Source organism: Actinomadura sp. 3N407, assembly GCF_052245875.1.
Lineage (GTDB): Bacteria > Actinomycetota > Actinomycetes > Streptosporangiales > Streptosporangiaceae > Spirillospora.
The window spans coordinates 204,807-223,931 of sequence record NZ_JBQQBP010000013.1 but is presented as its reverse complement, the minus strand read 5'-3'; the positions used below and the strand labels follow the sequence as shown (position 1 = coordinate 223,931).

At 70.4% G+C, this 19,125-nt stretch carries 18 protein-coding genes; 4 read left to right on the top strand and 14 right to left on the bottom strand.

The genetic code is table 11. The features are described 5' to 3' along the window. Window positions 1-75: 75 nt before the first annotated feature. The 10 genes from ACTWPP_RS30175 to eccD form a co-directional block, all read right to left on the bottom strand. Entirely contained in the window at window positions 76-1,683 is a 1,608-nt protein-coding gene (locus ACTWPP_RS30175) for a nucleotide-binding protein (protein WP_443107760.1), read from the bottom strand. Between the two features lie 111 nt (window positions 1,684-1,794). After that, entirely contained in the window at window positions 1,795-2,187 is a 393-nt protein-coding gene (locus ACTWPP_RS30170) for a hypothetical protein (protein WP_443107759.1), read from the bottom strand. A 96-nt stretch (window positions 2,188-2,283) separates the two neighbouring features. Beyond that, window positions 2,284-3,705: a S8 family serine peptidase gene (locus tag ACTWPP_RS30165; RefSeq protein WP_443107758.1), complete on the bottom strand. Its 1,422-nt coding sequence runs from the start codon at window positions 3,703-3,705 to the stop codon at window positions 2,284-2,286. Between the two features lie 104 nt (window positions 3,706-3,809). Beyond that, complete coding sequence (locus ACTWPP_RS30160; RefSeq protein ID WP_443107757.1) at window positions 3,810-5,042, bottom strand: WXG100 family type VII secretion target; 1,233 nt, start codon at window positions 5,040-5,042, stop codon at window positions 3,810-3,812. A 29-nt stretch (window positions 5,043-5,071) separates the two neighbouring features. After that, window positions 5,072-5,446 carry a hypothetical protein gene (locus ACTWPP_RS30155; RefSeq protein ID WP_443107756.1) on the bottom strand — a complete coding sequence of 125 codons (375 nt, stop codon included), beginning with the start codon at window positions 5,444-5,446 and terminating at the stop codon, window positions 5,072-5,074. A 123-nt stretch (window positions 5,447-5,569) separates the two neighbouring features. Continuing rightward, window positions 5,570-5,860, bottom strand: coding sequence for a WXG100 family type VII secretion target (locus ACTWPP_RS30150; protein WP_358455500.1), 291 nt, complete (start codon window positions 5,858-5,860; stop codon window positions 5,570-5,572). Window positions 5,861-5,897: 37 nt separating this feature from the next. After that, window positions 5,898-6,212: a WXG100 family type VII secretion target gene (locus ACTWPP_RS30145; RefSeq protein ID WP_358455502.1), complete on the bottom strand. Its 315-nt coding sequence runs from the start codon at window positions 6,210-6,212 to the stop codon at window positions 5,898-5,900. 223 nt (window positions 6,213-6,435) lie between these two features. Then, window positions 6,436-6,726 (bottom strand): WXG100 family type VII secretion target, encoded by a 291-nt coding sequence (locus ACTWPP_RS30140; RefSeq protein WP_443107755.1) that lies wholly within the window; start codon window positions 6,724-6,726, stop codon window positions 6,436-6,438. Window positions 6,727-6,809: 83 nt separating this feature from the next. Beyond that, entirely contained in the window at window positions 6,810-8,249 is a 1,440-nt protein-coding gene (gene eccB / locus ACTWPP_RS30135) for a type VII secretion protein EccB (RefSeq protein ID WP_443107754.1), read from the bottom strand. Between the two features lie 16 nt (window positions 8,250-8,265). Beyond that, entirely contained in the window at window positions 8,266-9,663 is a 1,398-nt protein-coding gene (eccD, locus tag ACTWPP_RS30130; RefSeq protein ID WP_443107753.1) for a type VII secretion integral membrane protein EccD, read from the bottom strand. Window positions 9,664-9,992: 329 nt separating this feature from the next. Between eccD and eccCa the strand changes: the two genes are divergently transcribed. Both eccCa and ACTWPP_RS30120 read left to right on the top strand, forming a co-directional pair. Further along, entirely contained in the window at window positions 9,993-13,943 is a 3,951-nt protein-coding gene (gene eccCa / locus ACTWPP_RS30125; protein ID WP_443107752.1) for a type VII secretion protein EccCa, read from the top strand. Between the two features lie 6 nt (window positions 13,944-13,949). Beyond that, a complete protein-coding gene (locus ACTWPP_RS30120; protein ID WP_443107751.1) occupies window positions 13,950-14,429 on the top strand; it encodes a YbaB/EbfC family nucleoid-associated protein in 480 nt (159 codons plus the stop codon). A gap of 182 nt (window positions 14,430-14,611) precedes the next feature. On the opposite strand, the gene ACTWPP_RS30115 is transcribed toward ACTWPP_RS30120, so the two are convergent. From ACTWPP_RS30115 to ACTWPP_RS30105, 3 genes are read right to left on the bottom strand one after another with little or no spacing between them, the layout of a single operon-like run. Next, window positions 14,612-15,001: a hypothetical protein gene (locus ACTWPP_RS30115; protein ID WP_443107750.1), complete on the bottom strand. Its 390-nt coding sequence runs from the start codon at window positions 14,999-15,001 to the stop codon at window positions 14,612-14,614. Between the two features lie 6 nt (window positions 15,002-15,007). Continuing rightward, complete coding sequence (locus tag ACTWPP_RS30110) at window positions 15,008-15,883, bottom strand: hypothetical protein (RefSeq protein ID WP_443107748.1); 876 nt, start codon at window positions 15,881-15,883, stop codon at window positions 15,008-15,010. Next, complete coding sequence (locus ACTWPP_RS30105; RefSeq protein WP_443107747.1) at window positions 15,883-16,980, bottom strand: WXG100 family type VII secretion target; 1,098 nt, start codon at window positions 16,978-16,980, stop codon at window positions 15,883-15,885. The genes ACTWPP_RS30110 and ACTWPP_RS30105 overlap by 1 nt, the downstream gene beginning before the upstream one ends. 16 nt (window positions 16,981-16,996) lie before the next feature. On the opposite strand from ACTWPP_RS30105, the gene ACTWPP_RS30100 reads away from it, so the two are divergent. Beyond that, window positions 16,997-17,173, top strand: a complete 177-nt coding sequence (locus tag ACTWPP_RS30100; protein ID WP_443107746.1) for a hypothetical protein — start codon at window positions 16,997-16,999, stop codon at window positions 17,171-17,173. 129 nt (window positions 17,174-17,302) lie between these two features. On the opposite strand, the gene ACTWPP_RS30095 is transcribed toward ACTWPP_RS30100, so the two are convergent. Continuing rightward, the gene (locus tag ACTWPP_RS30095) at window positions 17,303-17,602 is read right to left on the bottom strand and encodes a hypothetical protein (protein ID WP_443107745.1); all 300 of its coding nucleotides are present in this window, start codon (window positions 17,600-17,602) and stop codon (window positions 17,303-17,305) included. A gap of 252 nt (window positions 17,603-17,854) precedes the next feature. Between ACTWPP_RS30095 and ACTWPP_RS30090 the strand changes: the two genes are divergently transcribed. Beyond that, window positions 17,855-19,099, top strand: coding sequence for a S8 family serine peptidase (locus tag ACTWPP_RS30090; protein ID WP_443107744.1), 1,245 nt, complete (start codon window positions 17,855-17,857; stop codon window positions 19,097-19,099). Window positions 19,100-19,125: the final 26 nt, after the last annotated feature.

Genomic DNA, 19,125 nt, shown 5'->3' with positions numbered 1-19,125 from the left:
TCGAACGGCCGAGTCGAACGGCCGGGGTGGACGGCGGGCGCGGACACGCGTCCGCCGCCACCGAGGGCGTGCGCCTCAGTGGCTCGGCGCCACGTCCCCCAGCGACCGCGCGAAAGCCTCGTAGGCGATCCGGCCGACCGCCGCCTGGGTGGCCTCACCGAGCCGCGAAAGGTCCACCGCGGAGCCCATCGCGATATGGCGGTCATAGGGGACGTTCACCACGGGCGTCCCCCATGCCGTCAGCATCTGCGTCGCGCGCGAGAGGTCCGCACCGACCTGCGGGGCGTGCGACACCATCGCGATCACCGTCCGGGCCAGCAGGCCCCGCTGCGCCCCCTGGGAGAACCACTCCAGCGCCCCCCGGGCGCTGAGCGCGCCGTCGACCGTGCCCGGAGTGACCAGAACCACGCTGTGGGACTGCCCCAGAATGCCGCGGTGAAGGTCGGTGAGGATGCCGGCGCTGCAGTCGGTCACCGCCGTGGAGATGTACCGGCTCACGGCGCTGAACGCCGCCTGGAACGTCTCGAAGTTGAACTCACCGGTGATCCGGCCGCCGCGCGTCGCGGCGAGCACCCACAGCCCCTCCCGGGTCTGCCGCAGGTACTGCGCGGCCTCCTCGAACGTCCGGGGCTGCTGCGCCGCCAGATCGAACAGCGACAGTTCGGAGCGGACGCCGAGGCGCAGCGGAAGCGACCCCAGCTCCGCGTCGGCGTCCATCGCCAGCACCCGGTCGGGACGGTGCCGCGCCAGCTCGGTCGCCAGCAGCGCCGCCACGGTCGTCTTGCCGGCGCCACCGCGGACGCTGACCACCGTGATCTGCCGGAAGCCGCCGACGGGCCGCCGAAGATATTCCGCGATCTCCGCGCGGGTCCGGATCTGGCCGGACGCCCCGACGGCCTTGCGGACTCCCCGTCCCATCCTGCGCACCAGCGCGTCACCGTGCTGGTTCTTGCGGACGAACTCGTCCGCCATCGGCACCGCCCCCGCGCCGTGCGGCTGAGGGGGCGGAGCCGGGACGGGCGCGGACGGTGCGTGCTGGGCGGACGCGGCGTCGTGCTGCTGTTCGTCGTTCTCCCCGCCGGCCCCCGGGGCCTGCGGGACGCCGGGGGCCTGCGGCGCGGAGCCGCCCACCGGAGAGATCGCCGCCTCCCAGCTGAAGTCCTCGTTGACGAGCGGCACCCCCGCCTCGGCGGCCTGCTGCTGCGGGCCCGGATCGGGATGCTGCTGCGGTGCCGGCTCAGGCCGCGGGTCCGGGCCCGGCATCTCCGGCGCATGCTGTGGCGCCGGCGTCTGCGCCGCGCCGGCCTGCGCCGGTTCGGGCGCGCTCGGCTGCGCCGGTTCGGGGGCGCTCGGCCGCGGCGACTCGGGGAACGGATCGTACGGCCTCGGCGGCGGCTGCTCCGCCTCCGCGGGAGCCGGCTGCGGCGGGTCCGGGAACGGATCGTACGGCCTCGGCTGCTCGGCTTCGGCGGGAAGCGGCTGGGGCGCCGGGGGCGCGGGAGGCGCGGCGAGAGGCTCCTGTACGGCCGGTGGCGGCGACGGCCGCCGCGCACTGTGCTCGGCCGCCTCGGCCCCCCAGCCCGCGTCGGCGATGACGGTCGCCGCCGACCCGAAGGCCGTCAGGCCGCGCTGCGACACGCCGAGATCACGCAACACGGAGTGCTGCCAGCTGGAGTCCGGCACCCGCCCTCCTTTCACCCTGCGCCAGCCTACGCCTCCCGCCCTCGCCGCGAACGCCCGCATCACCCGGACGGCGCCACCCGGGCGGGGGTCACCCGGGCGGGACGCACCCGGCTACGGGGTCGCCTGCGCCGCGCACTCCTGGGAGTCCTTGTTGACCTTCGCGGGGTCCATGCCCTCGACGTTCCTCGGCGCGACGGCGGGCGAGGTCGGGCTCGGCTCGGGCATGTCGTAACCCTTCTTGCGCATGCAGTCGATGACCTTCGCGATCGACTTCTTCTGCGCCGCGGTGAGACCTCCACCGCCGTTGCCGTTGCCGCCGTCACCACCGCCGCCGTTGCCCCCGCCGCCGTTGCCGGTGATGGTGCCGCCCGAGGGGTTCACCGACGTGCTCGCGGTGGCGGACGGCGACGATCCTCCGCCGGCGTCGTCCTTCGAGTCCGACCCGCAGGCGCTCATGCCCAGCGTCAGGGCGACGGCGGCGGGAATGACCAGGAGCTTCTTCATGACCACTCTTTCTCTCTGCTCGATCGCATACCAGGGGGACGGCCGTCCACACGCACGACGCTGAGCGAGAAGGCAGCCGCGAGGAAGAAAGCGAATCTAGTTGGGGGGCCGGGGCGCTCCGGGGCCTTGCGGCGGCACGTACGGCTGCCCTCCCTGCGGACCCCCGGGCGGTCCGCCCTGCGGGGCCCCCGGCTGTCCGCCCCACCCCGGCGGCGGACCCGGCTGCCCACCCTGCGGGGGCACCGGCATCCCACCCTGCGGGGGCGGTGCCTGCCCACCCTGGGGAGGCGGCGCCTGACCGCCCCAGCCGGGCGGCGGGCCGGACCGTCCTCCGCCCGGCGGGCCGGCACCCGGCCCCGTCCGGGCGTTCTTCTTGGTGCCGCGCCGGATGAAGAAGAACAACACACCCCCGCCGACCACCAGGATCACGGCTCCGGCGATCAGAATGATCAGAAGGTTGCGATCCGCCTGGTCGGCACGCTTGGTGGCGTCGGACTTGGGCACCTTGGTCGCGGACGGCTTCGCGCTCGCCTGCGGGTTGTCCGCCAGCCAGCGGTCGTACGCGGCGAAGACGGGGTTCGGCGCGTCCTTCGGCACCTTCGCGGTCAGCGCCGCCGCCGGAATGATGACCCCGGTACCGGTCAACTCGTCCTTACCGGGAGGACCGGCGTCCTTGGTGGTGTTGACGATCCGCTGGACGACCTCACGAGCCGGCATGTTCGGGTGCTTCGACCGGACCAGCGCCGCGACCGCGGACGTCAGGGCCGCGGCCTGGCTCGTCCCGGCCCGCCGGTCGATGACCTGCCCGTCCGCCCGAAGGGTGTTCACCAGCAGACCCGGAGCCGCCACGGCGACGTAAGGCTGGCGCTGTGTCTTCTCCCATGCGGCCTTCTGGTTGTCGACGGCCCCCACCGCGAGTACCCCGCTGCAATTCGCCGGCTCCTCCGGCCGGTTGCCGGCGTCGCCGCTGTTGCCCGCAGCGGCGACGACCACGACATCACGTTGCAGCGCATACCCGATCGCCTGCTGGGTCTCGGGCCTGCATTGGCCACTGAGGCCCTGAGAAATGTTGATCACTTTGGCGCCGCGATCAGCTGCGAAACGGATCGCCTTGTCCCACACGGTGAGGCTGGCCTTAATCGGCATGATCTTCGATTCCGGGGCCACGCCGACGAAGCCGGAGCCCGTTCCCCGGCTGGCGATGAGGGCGGCCATGCCCGTACCGTGCGAATCCTCCGCACTCGAAGTGGGACCGATCTGACCGTTTCCGGAGCCGGTTCCCGCGTCGATTCCGGGAACCATGGCCCCCTGGAAGTCGGGGAGCTTTCCATTGACCCCGTCGTCGATCACCGCGACGGTGACGCCGGCCCCCTTGCTGACCGGCCAGACCTTCTGCTGGATCTCCCAGGCCGTGAACCACCACTGGTCACTGCGCGGGCCGGGAGCCGCACTGACAGGCGCTGCGGTCGTCAGGACCAGAGCGGAAGTCGCTCCGATCGCGGCGAGCCATCGTGTCATCCGTCGCACAACGCAACCTCACTACACGGAACACGGCGTGAGCAGTTCGAAGAATTCGATCTGCTCACGCCGTCTCCTGCATCGTCTCGTGACCGAGCCTGGGGTCAGCCAATCACGGGAGGGGCGGTGTCATCATCGTTTCCGCCCCACACGTCCTCATCTTCCATGAGCCAGGTGGTGCGCTCGTGTTCGTCCTCGCCGCCACCGCCGCCGCGGCCCATGGGAGCGCCGCCGCCCATCATGCCGCGGCCGCCGGCGCCGCCTCTGCCCGCGCCCGCGCCTCCGGTGGCACCGCCCCGGCCCGCGCCGGGCATGCCTCCGGCCAGACCACCTGCACCGAGGCCGCCGCCACCGGGAATGCCGCCGCCACCGCCACCGGGAATGCCGCCGCCGCCGACGCCGCCGCGGCCGAACGGGTCAACGCCCGCGCCACCGCTGGGGGGACCACTGGACAGGCCGGCGAGGTCGCTCTCGGAGGGGCCGCCGGGAATGCCGCCGCCACCGCCGGGAATGCTGCCGCCGCCACCGCCGCCGGGGATGCTGCCGCCGCCACCGCCCGGGATGCTGCCGCCGCCACCCGGGATACCGCCGCCGCCACCGCCCGGGATGCTGCCGCCACCGCCGCCGGGAATGCTGCCGCCACCGGGAATGCTGCCGCCGCCACCGCCGCCGCCCGGATTGCCGATGCTGCCGCCACCCGGAACCCGGTTCTCGGGGGGCAGGCCGCCACCGCGGTCGGTCGACGGCAGGTTGGTGGAAATCCGCTCGGGCATGTCGCCGTTGGCCTGGACGGTGCGCTCACCAAGGCGCTTCATGTGCTCCTGCGCGGCCTTCTCCTCCGCGCTGTCGATGAGGCCCAGGGCTTCACCGATCTTCTTACCGCCAAGGGCGATCATTCCGCCGGCGGGGCCGGCGACCATGGTGCCCGCCACGACAACACCGGCGTCGTCATAAGAGATGTTGCCAACAAAGCCCTTGCCGGGCCGGTTCTTCACATACCAGTCGAGCTTCGTGCCGTGGTCGGACAGCGCCTTCCCAGTCGTGTCAGAAACCTGCCGCAGGCCCTCGGCGCTCGTCTCCAAACGTCCGATCTGCTTGATCGTGGCCTCTGCGTCGTCGCCCTTCCAGACACCGGCGAGCGCGGTCTTCTGCGCACGGAGGATACCGACCGCATTCTGGAACTTCCGCGCGGCGGCCTCGTAGTGGCCGCCTGCGTCAATGACCCTTTGCGGATTGGTGGCATCAAGGATCGAGTTCATCTGATCGATGCCGCCGTCCCACTCGGTGGGGCTGTTCTGGTGCGAGCGAATCGGCTCGTCGTGCTGCGTGTAACCCATGAGTTATCGATCCCGCCTACTCGCGCCGGCTAGTACGCGCTGGTGTTACTGGTGTTCGGGGTGGCACCACTACCGTCCGCCATTGTTCTGTTGGCTGCGGCGGCGTTCTGCTGTTCCTTCTCGTCGTGGTTGCCGACCATGCGGTCAAGCGCCTGGATGATGCCGTCGTAGCTGCGCAGGAAAGCGTCGTACTGGGCCTTGATCTGGTTATAGGCGGCCGTGGTCGACGCGGCCAGGCCCTGCACCGCGGGGTACTGCCCCAGATCCGCGTTCGTGATGTTGCCGTGCACCGAGATGTCGTTGCGGGTCCCCTTGCCGTCGTCGAACTCGGCCAGGTTGTCCTTCAGCTTCTTAAGGATCTTCCTGACCTCGTCGCGATCGATCTCGCTCTTCTGATCACCCATGTCAGCCTCCGGCGGGCCGGAAGCGCCCGCTCCCCGTGTTGACTTCTGTCCTAGAAGTTCGGTGACCTGCCGTCACCACGGCCGGCCGCCGGTGTTCCGGGCGGCCGGCCAATCGTGTGGTCGTCAGCCGCCGATGATTCCGACGTTCGTCTTGACCGTGCTCTGGCCCGTCTCCTGCGAGGACTGGATGACCGCGCCGAGCTGCTGCACGATGCGGGAGATGTCGGCGGCCGAGGCCTCCCACTGGCGCTTGGCGTCGAAGTAGGCTTCGCGCGCGCCGTCCTCCCACTGGGCGAGCTTGCCCTCGACGCTGCGCGCGAGGTCGTCGAGCTCGGAGTTCATCTGGTTGTACTTCTGCTGGAAGGCGGCGTATGCCTGCTGCATCGCGCCGAAGTCCATCGAGCTGTAGCTCATTGTTCCTCCGTGTCGTCCTGGGATCCGTGGTGGTCGATCAGCCGTTGAGCAGCCCGGCGACGCGGTTGACCGCCTCGGTCTGCTGCTGCTCGCTGCCCTCGTAGTTGATCTTCACCTGGACGAGCTTCTCGTGGAGGCCGTTGAGGACCTCGAGGACCTTGCCCAGCTCGCCGTTGAACTCGTTGTAGACCCTGGTGAAGGCGCTGCCGGCCTCACCGACCCAGCGGCCCGACAGCTGCGCCTGCTCCTGGCCGAGGTCGCCCTGAATCTTGCGCAGATCCTGCGCCGCCTCCTCGACCCGCTGGGCCGCCTGGGCCATTTCTGCTCTGTCGACCGAAGACTTCTGGCTCATCAGTCATCCTTCCCGACTAGGTACTACCTGTGTTCGACGCGGCGTGAGCCCCCGTTGGTTCACCGCCGACCCAGTCGACTTTGAACACCATCGTCAGGCACAACGCACATCCTCGTAAAGCGTCGTTACGGTGCATAACGGTAGATCATCAGAGATTGGACTTACGGGGGACCAGATGGCACGTAACGGTGTCGCCGAAGTGCCGGCCAGGTGAACAGGACCGTCAGGCCCACATCTGGGAGTTGGTCCCCTCGGCGGACTGGTAGTTCTGCTGGGCGGTGCCCACCGCCTCGCTGAACTGCTTCACCGTGTCCGCCTGCTCCCGCGCCACCTTGTCCCACTTCCCCTTGGCTTCGAAGTAGGCGTCACGCGCATCGTCCTCCCACCTGCCCAGACCGCTCTGCAGGTCGGCCTCGAGCGTGTCCAGCAGCTGGACCATCTCCCGATGCTTGGCCTGGAAGATCGCCTGGGCGTGTTGCATCGTGGCGTAGTCAGTGCTGAACGCGTGACTCACTGCAACCCCTCCGTGATGACCGTAACGACCGGTGATCTTACCAAGATTCTGCGGTACGTTGGGATACTCACCCTTTTCGCTGATCATCCGCCCGCACCACTCGGTTGAATGGGTTCAAGTGCCTTCTGCGGATCCAGCACCGGTCCCTTCGGCACCAGGTTGAGCAGGTTGGCGGGCACCGGAACGGCGTCGTTCTTCTCACCGGAGATGGTGTATCCCAGCGCCTTGGCGGTCTCCGCCGACTTCAGCGCGTATCTGCGGCCGTCGTCCGCCACGAGCGCGTAGGTGTTGATCGCCTCGGCGGATCCGGACGCCGGCAGCACACCCGCCAGGACCGCGCTCCCCGGTGGCAGCACCACGTTGTCGACACCGGAGCCGGAGGCCCGGGTGGGCATCGGCAGGTCCGTGCCGCCCCCGATGGTGAGCTTGGCTCCCGTGGAGCCGTCGCCGGTGTCGGGATAGACGACGCAGAGGGACTCCTTCGCGTCATACGGCCGCACCTTGATCTGCGACTGGGGCAGGCGCTCGTCGATGACCCGCTCGTTCGAGCGGTGGGTGGTCACCGCGGCGCCGTCGAGGGGGGTGTCCTTGGGGAGCTTGTACGACGCGGAGTTCTGGATGAGCGCCGCCTGAAGCACGCTGATCGGCGCGTACCCGTCCGCCATCAGGACGTAGGGCTGGTCGCCGGCCCCGACGCCCTTGACGACGAAGACCTGGCCGATCACGCCGGCGGAATCGGGGAACTGCGGCTTGCCGCCCGCGCCGGGAATGTTCGGGGGGGCGAAGTCGGGCCCGGCGGGCAGCGCGTTCACGAAGCCGGGCGACACGGCCGCGGGCGCCGAGGCGCTGAGCACGGTGAGACCGGCCGGCGACAGGCGCATCCGCTGGTTCTTCCAGATCAGCCAGTTGTTGTTCGCCCCCGTGCTGACGACCACGCCGGTCGCCGGGTCGAGGGGCTCCCCGCCGACCTCACGTCCGCCCACCAGCGAGACCACCGACTGCCCGGGGCCGCCCTGCTGGTTCTGCCGCACGCAGACCGACCAGGGCCCGCCGACCAGCCGTTTGGCCGCGGGAACCGAGTCCGGCGCCCCGGGGATGCCGATCATCGGTCCGCGGGGGAACTTCGAGAGCGACTTGGCGGAGACGGACTTCTGCTCGGCGGCCCCGCCGCCTCCGCCGCCCGCCAGCGAAGCGGCGAGCTTGGCCGACGTGTAGTTGGCCACCGGGCACAGCACGTCCTTCCGGGCCCCTTGGGGCGTGCACCACACGAAGTGGGCGCCGGTCTCCTTCTCGATGAGGACGATGCCCTTCTTGTCCAGGCCGCTGCTGCCGCCGCCGAAGAGCAGGCCGATGATGCCGAACACGGCGGCGACCAGCACTCCGACCATGATCCCGGCGAACGTGCCGACGTTGAGCTTGCGCAGCGGCTGCTCTGGATAGTCGGGTTCGGCGAGGATCAGCGCCTGGGACGCGCGGTGGGTCATCAGGCGGTGCGCCTGCAGCAGATCCCTCTTGGTCTGCATCGAGCCTTCCCCCTCGTCAGCTCACCACAGTGCGCACGTACTCGAAGACCCCCGCGACGCCGAGCGCGAGCGGGATCAGCGCCACCACGAGGAGGATCTCCAGGATGTCTCCGGCACGTCCCCAGAACGGGGTCAGCCGGTTGCCGGGCAGCCACATTCCCACCCCGGTGGCGATACCGGAAACGATGAGCGTGGGCAGGAGCACGCCGGTCAGCAGGAGGACCTGGGAATCGGTGTCGAGCGCGGTGGCGACGGCGAGCGCGCCGAGCCCCGCGACGCCGGGCAGCAGGAGCCAGAGCTTCTGCGCCCTGGCCCGGAATATCCGCGCCCGCAGCAGCAGCGCGAAGGACAGGACGACGCACATGACGGGGCTCACCCATCCGCCGTCGAAGGCCAGCGGCACCACCGCCCCGAAGGCGACCAGCCCGATCACCGACACGCCCCCGGTCACGTACCGGTCGGCGACCGCGGTGCGGCTCAGCAGCGCCTGCCCGTCGACCATCAGGGTGTCGCGCCGCAGGTCCTCGGCACTGCCCGGCACGGGCGGCAACTGGACCCGCGCCATCTTGAACGCGACGCCGGGCAGGAGCGGGGTCAGCGCGAGAGCGATCGTCACCGTGATGGCGGCGATCCCGGCGGCGTCCATGTCGAACGCGAGCGGGACCGCGCAGTTCGCCGTCCCGAGCAGCGCGGCGACCGCGACGCCGTAGAAGACCGGCAGCCCGTCGGCGATGGCGAACCCGGCCAGCGTCGCGGCGAGCACGACCGCGCCGAACCCGGCGACCAGGTGCAGCGCGCCGATGTCGCGCAGCGCGTCGTCGCCCGCGGGGGCCAGCAGCCCGGCGAGGAACGCGTACGGCAGCGCCGCGTAGCCGAGCGCCGTCCCCGCCCCGGCGTCGCCGAGCGCGCGGGACAGCGCGATCGCGGCGCCCAGCAGGAGCAGCCCGACCACGCCGGCCGCGATCGCCGGGGCGATCCAGGACGGCCCGGCCATCAGCAGGGTCAGCGCCCCGACGAACAGCCCCGCCACGCCCCACGCGAGGGCGAACCTGCGGGTGGAATCCTGGCGCCAGCGGCCCGGCCGCTCGCCGACCCCGGTCGCCACGACATCGGGGACGTCGTCGAAGGCCAGGTCGGGGATCTGCGCCATCCGCGGGCGCAGATAGATCAGGTCGCCGTCGCGGATACCGGCCTGCGCCGGTGTGCTGGCCGGGTCGAAGGGGGCCTCGTCGAGCTTCTGCAGCACCCAGCCGCCGTGCGCCAGGCCGGCGTCGGCGAGGTTCTGGCCGGCGTAGCGCAGCATCGTGGGGTAGAGCTCGGCGAAGGTCGCGTCGGCGGGCAGCGCGATGTCGACCCGCCGGCTCGGTCCGACGACCGTGATCCGGCAGAGGTCAGCTCCTGGGAGCGCACTCACGACTTCCTCGCAAATCTTCCGGTGTGCGGACGGGGGGCGAAGCACCTGAATGGTGCCATGCCCGCCGCCTCGGCCGCCGGGGGATCCTCGTGCCTCATGTGACGTGATGGTGATGTGAACGGCGCCAACCCTAATGTCTGAATGAGCCGGGCGTGTACTGGACCGACCGTCAATGGGGGTTGATGTGGCTCGCACGCCACATCCGATGCCTCTACGATTCGTACCGATCGAGTAACGGCACGACCACCTGATACGGCATGCGGCGGAACGACCGCAGGCCGGCGGCGCGCCCCGCCGCCGCGACGGGCGCGATGGAAGGGACGGCTAGCGTGAGCACGGACATCGTCCGGCGCAAGGAGCGGCGCGACCCCCCGCCGATGCCGCGGGGAGAGATCCTCCTCGAGTCGCCGCCGGAACTGCCCGAGTTGATCCCGCAGGGCTTCCAGGCGGTGCTGACCTACCTGCCGATGCTGGCCGGATCCGGCGCCATGGTCCTCATGATGACGGGCCGGGGCGGCGGGACGCTGCAGTACGTGGCGGGCGGCATGTTCGCCGTCTCCATGTTCGGCATGATGCTCGGCCAGGTCGGCCGCGGCAGCGGCGAGCGCAAGGTCAAGCTCAACAACGACCGGCGCGACTACCTGCGCTACCTCGGGCAGGTCCGCAAGAAGGTCCGCAAGGCGGCCAAGCAGCAGCGCGAGGCGCTGGAGTGGGCGAGCCCCGACCCCGGTTCCCTGTGGTCGCTGGCGATGAGCGCCCGGCTGTGGGAGCGCCGCCCGTCCGACGACGACTTCCTCCAGCTCAGGCTGGCCAGCGGGGCGCAGAAGCTCGCCGTGCAGCTGATCGCGCCGGAGACGAAGCCCATCGAGGACCTCGAACCCATGACGGCGGGGGCGCTGCGCCGTTTCATGCGCACCCACGCGAACGTCCCGAATCTGCCGATCTCGCTTTCCCTGCGGTCGTTCTCCCGGATCGTCCCGACCGGTGATCCCGAGGCCGTGTACGGGATGGTCCGCGCGGTGATCTCGCAGATCGCCACCTTCCACTCCCCCGACGACGTGCGCATCACGGTGTGCGCGTCCCGCGAACGGATGCCGTGGTGGCAGTGGATCAAGTGGCTGCCGCACAACCTGCATCCCACCGAGCACGACGCGGCGGGCCCAGTGCGGCTCATGGCCGAGAGCATGACCACGCTGGAAGCCATGTTCGGCCAGGATGTCAAGGACCGTCCCCGCTTCCAGCCGGGCCTCTCCCAGGACGACCTCCCGTACCACATCGTCATCATGGACGGCGGCCAGGCGTCCTACGACTCGCAGCTCGCCGCCGACGGTGTCGAGGGCGTCTGCATCATCGACCTCACCGGTTCCGTCGCGCCGACACCGGAACCGACCATGCTGCGGCTCGGCGTCACCAAGGAGCAGGTCTCCCGGCTGTCCAAAGACCGCACGGGCAAGGACGTGGCCACCCGCATCGGCAAACCCGACTCGGTCACCCTCCAGCAGGCCGAGTCGCTGGCCCGCCAGCTCGCCCCGCTGCGCGCCAGCGCCGTGTCCGGCCCGATGGAGGACGCGCTGTCCGGCGCCACCACGGTCACGTCGCTGCTGGGCATCGAGAACCCGTTCCGCGTCGACCCCAACGTGACGTGGCGGCCGCGGGCGCCGCGCAACCGCCTGCGCGTCCCCATCGGCGTCGACACCGAGGGACGGCCCGTCCACCTGGACATCAAGGAGTCCGCTCAGGGCGGCATGGGCCCGCACGGCCTGTGCATCGGCGCCACCGGTTCCGGTAAGTCCGAGGCGCTCCGCACGCTGGTGCTCGGTCTTGCGCTGACGCACTCGTCCGAGGTGCTCAACTTCGTCCTCGTCGACTTCAAGGGCGGTGCGACGTTCCTGGGGATGGACAACCTCCGGCACGTCTCCGCCATCATCACCAACCTTGAGGACGAGCTCCCGCTGGTCGACCGCATGTACGACGCGCTGCACGGCGAGATGGTCCGCCGGCAGGAGTACCTGCGCGCCCAGGGCAACTACGCCTCGCTCCGCGACTACGAGAAGGCCCGCGAGCAGGGCGCCGACCTGCAGCCGATGCCGACGCTGTTCCTGGTCCTGGACGAGTTCTCCGAGCTGCTGTCGGCCAAGCCCGAGTTCGCCGACCTGTTCGTCATGATCGGGCGGCTGGGACGGTCGCTGGGCGTGCACATCCTGCTGGCCTCGCAGCGTCTGGAGGAGGGCAAGCTGCGCGGCCTCGACACCCACCTGTCGTACCGGATCGGCCTCCGAACGTTCTCCGCTCAGGAGTCGCGGGTCGTGCTCGGCGTCCCGGACGCCTACGAACTGCCGTCCGCCCCGGGGCACGGGTACATGAAGTTCGGCACCGAGTCGATGACCCGGTTCCGCGCCGCGTACGTCTCCGGGCCCGCCAGCGAGGACCTGCAGCCGAAGGAGCAGGCGGGGCCGCAGGTCGTCCGGCAGATCGTCCCGTACATCCCCGACTACATCCGCCCGCACGTCATCGAGAACCAGCAGGAGCAGCAGGGCGCCGAGGAGGAGTCGCAGGCCTCGCTGTTCGACGTGGTCGTCAAGCAGCTGGAGAACCACGGCCCGCCGGCGCACGCGATCTGGCTGCCGCCGCTGGACGCGCCGCCGACGATGGACGAGCTGCTGCCGTCCCTCGCGGTCGTTCCCGGGCTCGGCCTGACGACGCAGCACGAGGCGTGGCGGAACCGGCTGCACGCGATCGTCGGCGTCGTCGACAAGCCGTTCGAGCAGCGCCGCGACCCGATGTACGTCGACCTGTCGGGTGCGGCGGGCAACGCGGGCATCGCCGGCTCACCGCAGACCGGCAAGTCCACGATGCTGCGGACGCTGATCGCGTCGCTCGCGCTGACGCACTCGCCGCAGCAGGTGCAGTTCTACTGCCTCGACTTCGGCGGCGGGACGCTCGCCGCGCTGTCGGACATCCCGCACGTCGGCGGTGTCGCCAACCGCCTCGACGGCGACCGCGTCCGCCGCACGGTCGCCGAGGTCACCTCCCTGCTGGAGCAGCGGGAACGCGAGTTCGCCGAGCGCGGCATCGACTCGATGCCCACCTACCGGCGGATGCGCGCGTCCGGCGAGATCACCGGCGACGGCTACGGTGACGTGTTCCTCGTCGTGGACGGCTGGATGACGCTCCGCCAGGACTTCGAGAACCTCGAACCCGTCATCACCGACCTGGTGGCCCGCGGGCTCGGCTACGGCATCCACGTGGTCTCCACGGTCAACAAGTGGTCGGAGTTCCGGATGAACGTCCGCGACCTCTTCGGGACCAAGCTGGAACTGAAGCTCGGCGACCCGTACGAGTCCGAGATCGACCGGAAGCTCGCCGGGAACGTGCCGGAGGGCAAGCCCGGCCGCGGCCTCACCCGCGAGGGCCACCACTGCCTGACGGCGCTGCCGCGCCTGGACGGCGACACCGACGACTCCACGCTCGCGGAGGGCGTCAAGAAGCTGGTCGCCGCGATCGCCGGCAACTGGGACGGGCCGTCCGCGCCGAAGGTCCGGATGCTGCCCGCGGTGCTGCCGGCCTCCTCGATGCCGAGCGCCGCCGAGAGCGGCTCGCGGATCCCGATCGGCATCGACGAGGACACCCTGTCGCCGGTCTTCCTGGACTTCACGGCCGAGTCCCACTTCCTGGTGATCGGCGACACCGAATGCGGCAAGTCGAACCTGCTGCGCATGATCACCGGCGGGATCATCGAGCGGTACACGCCCGACCAGGCGCGGATGATCTTCATTGACTACCGCCGGGCGCTGCTGGACACGGCCGACACCGAACACCGGATCGGCTACGCCGCGTCCTCGGCAGCCGCGCAGGGCCTGGTCAAGGACATCGTCGGCGCGCTGCAGGCCCGGCTCCCGCCCGCCGACCTCACCCCCGAGCAGCTGCGCGACCGGTCATGGTGGACCGGCGCGGACCTCTACCTGGTCATCGACGACTACGACCTGGTGGCCACGTCCAACAACCCGGTGGCTCAGCTGGCCGAACTGCTCCCCCAGGCCCGCGACATCGGACTGCACGTGATCGTGTCCCGCGCCTTCGGCGGCGCCGGGCGCGCGATGTACGACCCGGTACTCCAGCGCATCAAGGAGATGGGCTCGCCCGGTCTGCTGATGTCCGGCAACAAGGACGAGGGAGTCGTGCTCGGCAACATCAAGGGTCACGCACTGCCGCCGGGCCGCGGATACTTCATCAACCGCCGGCACGGCAGCCGCCTCATCCAGACCGCACACCAGGAGTAAGGACATATGGCCGACTTCAGCTTCGGTGAAGGCGTCGAGCGCTACCAGCGCGACATGCAAGCGCAGGTGGGAGAGTTCGCCAAGATACAGGAGTCCATCAAGGCCGCCCTCGGCCACGGCGAGGCGGCCGAGGGCCGGATCGTCGCCGAGTACAAGGCGGAGGGCGGGCTGACCAAACTCGACATGGACCCCCGCGCGATGCGCATGCCGGCGGCGGAACTCAGCGAGGCGATCCGCGAAGCGGTCAACGCCGCCGCGCAGGACTTCCAGACAAAGGTCCGCGAGGCGAGTTCCGCCGTCTTCCCGACGCCCGAGGACGCCCAGAAGCCCGCGGACCCGTCCGCCGCCCTCGCCTCCCTCGACAAACTCGCCAACGGCTTCGCCGGGCAGATGAAGGACCTGGCCCGGGAACTGGGCATCCAGCAGCAGCGCGCCAAGGAGGCCATGGAGAACTACAAGGGCCCCGGCTTCCCCGGCCCCCGCTGACCACCCCGCCCTCCCCGGTTCCGGGACGGCCCCGTCCCGGAACCGGGGATCACGGGCACCCGGAGAAGGCTCCACGCACCGTGGAGCAGTTCGACCGCTGACCGGCGACGCCTCTCGAAGCGACCGAACGACTTCAGAGTCGTGAGGCTCGCGTTAACGAACCGACCTTTTGCGGGCGGCCTTCAGCGGGCGTGGCCGCCAGGCGGGGTCGGCCAGTCGCCCGCGAAGGGGCCTCGGTCGGGGTCCGCGCGGCGCGGGACGCGCGAGGCGCCCCCGAACCGGCTGAGCGCGATGGGCGGGGCGACGACGAGGGCCAGCGGGATCAGGAGCAGAACCGAGAACCAGGGAGCGTTCGTCAGGAGGCGGCAGCCGACGAGGATGAGCACTCCCGCCACCGCGACCATGGGCAGCAGCGCCCAGAGCCGGCCCGTCCTGCCGAGCTCGGTGACGGAGGGGAAGCCCGAGGAGGTCGTGAAGGCGACCAGGAGGGCGGCCGCGAAGAGCGCCCAGCCGATGCCGATGAGAGACCAGCCCAGGCCGGTACGGCGGGTGGCGCCGGTTGGCGGTGTCATGAGACCTCAGGCGACGAGTCTGACGATGAGGGAGATGACGGCCACGAGGACGACCACCGGGAAGAAGAGCTTGAACAGGTGCTCGAGTTGGTCTCGCTGGACGCCCGCCCTGAACACCCCCGCGGAGGCCCGCGTGCGGGTGGGCTGCCTGTACTGGATCATGAAGTTCCGCTGGAACTCGTCGTAGGCGGCATGGAGGCCGGCGTAGCCGGGATAGACGTCCGGGGCCGTCTCGGTCGCCTCGCCATCGTTGATCGGCAGGTGGAACTCGAAGGCGACCGCCAGGTAGGAGCCGATGATGATGGCGCGCCAGGCTCCGGTGACCCGGTCGTCGATGTAGAGGTCGCCGTCGCGTCGCTCGGCCAGCCGGGTGCCGTCGGTGGCGATCCAGCGGATGGTGCGGGCGTCCCGCCCGTCGGGCAGTATCGGGCGGTCCATGCTCGGCGGCTGTTCGTAGACGAGGTCGCCGAGCGGCTTGAGGTTCGCATCGAGCAGACGACCGCCGGGCGTCAGGTTCCACCCTTGTTCGGTCGTTCCCAGTACCCGCCCGCCACCGTGGAATGTGGAGTGGCTGTCGTACTCGACCCTGGCCAGGACCGTGCCGTCGGTGCCGACGAACGCCATCTGCGGCGCGATGGGATTGAGTTTCTGATGCTCCGCACGATCGGCGTACATGAGCGTCGCCCCATCGGGCCCGGTAACGGCGAACGTCAGGCGCGGCGTTTGGACGCGGTCCGGGGTGAGGAAACTACCTCGTGGTGAACGGACACGCGCCACCTCGACAAGCCGAGCTTGGGCGACTCCTGAGCGGGCGTCCTGGAATTCGTACAGGTTCGCGGGATTCAGGCGCAGAGACGTACTGGTGAAAAGACCGGCGGTCATCACTTGTCCCAAGGAGGCGTCTCGTCCTTCGCCTTGTCAAAGGACCCTTCACGGTTGAACCCGGGGGTGTTCACGTTGTATTTGTCCGAGTAGTCGCCCTGGCCGTTCCAGCCGCCCTCGTACTCGGCCTTGCTGCCGGACGGGGAATGCCCGCCGCCGGCTTTGAAACCGCCGCCGACGTCCTCGTTCTCGTCCCAGGTGACCTTGCCGCCCCCGGTCGCGTTCCACGTGTTGGTGGGGTCCGACACCTTCTGGTTGACGCCGACCTCGCCGCCGGCCCAGCCTTCCTCGTTCTTCTTCACGTTGCCGGCGATCTCGGTCTCGCCCGCCGGGGTGTTGAACTTGACCCCGCCGCCGTAGGTCCACGTCTCGTCGATGCTCCGGTCGGCGTCCAGGTCGATCTCGCTGACGGGGAAGCCCTTGCTGCCCGAGGAGCCGCCGCCCGGCAGGCCGCCGTTGACGGTGCTGCCGTCGGACCGGTTGACCCAGGACAGGCCGGCGTTCGCGGCGTTCTGCAGCAGGTTGGCGGCCGAACCGGCGGCCCCGTTCACCACCGCCTCCTTGAACGCGCCTCCGGCACCCTCGAGGCCGTCCCCCGTCTGGCTGGCGGTGGTGAGGCCGGCACCGCCGAACATCGCCATGCCGGCCATCGAACCGGCGGAGGCCAGGATGGCGGTCGCGATGTGGGTGATCGTCAGGCCCGTGCCGGCGGCCGCGACGATGGCGCCGTAGGACGGGGCACCGACGACGCTCGCCAGCGCGGCCACCGCCAGGACGAGGAGGACGTCGATGTAGACGGCCATCCCCATGGCGAAGATCGCGTAGGCGAGCAATGCGTACGCCAGCACGTTCAGCGCGATCGAGACCGCCTGGAGGTACATGTTCAGGGCTTCGACCGACTGGCAGAACCCTTCGACCTTGGCCTCGTAGCCCTTGCGGTCGTCCATGTTCCACGCCTGCTCGGGAATTCCCTGAGCCAGGCTCCGCAGGTCGTTGGCGGCCTGTTCGAGTTCCTTGGCGGCCTTGCTCCAGTCGGCCGCCGCCTTTTCGAGACTCTGCGGCTTGCCCTTCGCCAGCCGGAACTCGAATGAGATCATGAGCGCGGGAGGCAGAATGACCGCGGCGCTGACCATGGCTATCGCCGCGTCCATCAGCGGCTCGGCGACGGCGACGGCCGAGCCGCCCGTCGCGGCGGCGAGAACCGCACCGCCCGCCGCGGCGCCACCGCGCCCCGCGCCACTGTTACGCGGCGAATTGCCGACGGGCGTGGTGTTCCCGCCGGAGCCCTGATTGCCCGTTTGCCCGCCGCCCGGCGTCCCGCCGGAGGGGCTTCCGGTTTGCGAAGAGTTACCGCCGGGAGGGGTCATGTCATCCGCTCTCTCGTTGCGTCACCGTTCTCGGAACCATTCCGGGACGACCTCAGATCGTGTTGGACTGCTCGGCGGCGGCGTACCGCTTCGCCGCGGCGTCGATCTTCTTCGCGTAGTCCTGGGCGGTGTCCATCAAAAGCTTGATGTCCTCGAAGGCGAACTGCACCGCGATCGGGTAGGCGGCGGACGCGGCGGAACAGGCGATGCTGAAATCACCGCCCTCGAGGTTGTAGGTGCCTTCGGTGTTGAGCGTGTTCCCCGCATTGGTCAGACGGGGGACGACGACGTTGGTGATGTCCTTGCCGTGGAGAGCGATCCGCTCCGGGTCAGCCGATTTCGGGGGAGCCACATCTACCTCTCTTACCGGCTCTACGTCATGAGCTCGTGATCAGGCCTCGCTTATACTAGGGCACTTCGGGCCGGCCGGAGGAGTCTCGGCCTAATGGCGCACGGGCCAGGTCTACGGCACGTCGGACGCCGATCATCCGGGGCCGGTCGCCCGGGGCCGGCGCACTCCGGTCACCGTGGTCGTGAGGTGGGCGTCCCGTCCCTTAAGGTCTTCTGCTGTGGCGGATGCGACATCGGAGCGGAGGCTTGCGGCATGAAACGGACCGCGATCGCCGTGCTCGCCGGGTGCCTCGCACCCCTGTACTCGGCGCCGGTGGCCCACGCGGCCCCCGCCCACGCGGCCCCCGCCCACGCCGCGCCGGCCCATGCCGCGCCGATCCATGCCGCGCCCTGCCAGCCGCCGGCGGGGGTCATGACCGGGCAGCAGCTCGGCCAGAACGGGCAGCCGTGGGCCCAGCAGATCCTCAACATCGGCGCGGCGCATGAGCGGGCCACCGGCCGCGGCGTCAGGGTCGCGGTGGTGGACAGCGGCGTGTCCGCGAAGAACCCGCAGCTGAGCGGGCAGGTGCTCAAGGGCGCGGACCTGACGAAGACCGGCCCGGAGGACTGTCTCGGGCACGGCACCTGGGTCGCCGGGATCATCGCGGCCAAGAAGGGGGGCGGCCCGTTCTTCGGCGTCGCCCCCGACGCGAAGATCATCCCGATCAAGTTCGCGGCCAAGGCACGCGGGGTCGACAGCGGCCTCGCCGCCAAGGGCATCGACGCCGCGGTGCGACTGGGCGCCGACGTCGTCAACGTCTCGACCCAGTCGCTGGGCGACGACCCGCGGCTGCGGAAGTCCGTGGAGAACGCGATCGCCAAGGGCGTCGTCATCGTCGCGGCGGCCGGAAACATCGACCCGGAGCAGGGCCGGGAGCCGGGGCTGATGTATCCGAGCGCCTATCCGGGGGTGATCTCGGTGGGCGCCGTCGACCAGCAGGGTTCGGTCACCGCGTTCTCCAACTCCGCGACTCCGGTGTCGGTCATGGCGCCCGGGAAGGACATCGTGACCACGGCGCCCGACGGCAACTACGCGGTCGCCGAGCAGGGCACGAGCTTCGCGACCCCGTTCGTCTCCGGCCTCGCGGCACTGATCGAGGAGGCCTACCCGGACCTCACCCCCGCGCAGGTCAAGCAGCGGATCGAGGGGACCGCGGAGGGCAGCAAGGGAATCGGCAGCGGGAACGGCATGATCAACCCGTTCGAGGCCCTCACCGCGGTGAACATCCCGGTCGCCGGAAGCGGAGGCGCCGCCGGCCCGCCCGTGGAGATCGCCATGGCCGACCGGCCGGACCCGACGACCCGGGCCGTGGCGCTGGGCATCGCGGGCGGAGCCCTGGGCGTCGCCGCCCTGGTGGCGGCCGGTGGGGTGCTGATCCCGCTCGGCCGGCGCCGCGGCTGGCGGCCCGGCCACGTGCGGATGACCACCGACGCCGCGGACGAGCGTTCCGGTACATAACCGATCTTTCGGTCGCGTCGGGGGTG